This window comes from Actinomyces sp. oral taxon 849 str. F0330, assembly GCF_000239715.1.
GTDB lineage: Bacteria > Actinomycetota > Actinomycetes > Actinomycetales > Actinomycetaceae > Actinomyces > Actinomyces johnsonii.
Map to the genome: position 1 here is coordinate 1 of NZ_JH470410.1, position 701 is coordinate 701.

Below are 701 nucleotides of genomic sequence, written 5' to 3' on the forward strand. Positions count from 1 at the left end.
TGTGGTGGTTGGGTTGGTCGCCGGTGATGTGGCCGTCGCGTAGGCGGATGATGCGGTTGGTGGTGGCTGCGGCGTGTTGGTCGTGGGTGACCATGACGACGGTCTGGCCGAGTTGTTCGCACATGTGGGCGAGGGTCTGAAGTAGGTTGGCGGCTGAGGTGGTGTCGAGGGCTCCGGTGGGTTCGTCGGCGAAGATGACCTCGGGGCGGCCTATGAGGGCGCGGGCGACGGCGACGCGTTGCTGTTGGCCGCCGGAGAGCTCGTTGGGGCGGTGGGTGAGGCGGTCGCCGATGCCGAGGATGGAGATGACGGCGTCGTACCAGTCCTGTGGGGGTTTGCGGTGGGCCAGGCGCTGGGGTAGGAGGATGTTCTCCTCGGCGGTGAGGGTGGGTAGGAGGTTGAAGGACTGGAAGATGAAGCCGAGCTGGTCGCGGCGTACGGCGGTGAGTTGTTTGTCCGTCATGCCGGACAGGTCCTGGCCGGCGATGAGGACGCTTCCGGAGGTGGGGGTGTCCAGGCCGGCCATGCAGTGCAGGAGGGTGGATTTGCCCGAGCCGGAGGGGCCCATGATGGCGACGAACTCGCCGCGGCCCACAGCCAGGCTCGCTGAGTCCAGGGCGATGACCTGGGCGTTGCCCTCGCCGTAGACTTTGGTCAGACCACGAGCCTCAACAACTGTGGCGGACAGCAGAGCGGGTACC

Annotated in this window: 1 protein-coding gene; it reads right to left on the reverse strand. The window is 66.9% G+C overall.

Going from position 1 to position 701, the window contains the following annotated elements; translation table 11 throughout:
• A partial coding sequence (locus HMPREF0975_RS14395) for an ABC transporter ATP-binding protein (protein ID WP_198009198.1) occupies positions 1 to 691 on the reverse strand: 691 nt, incomplete at its 3' end.
• Between the last annotated feature and the right edge of the window lie 10 nt (positions 692 to 701).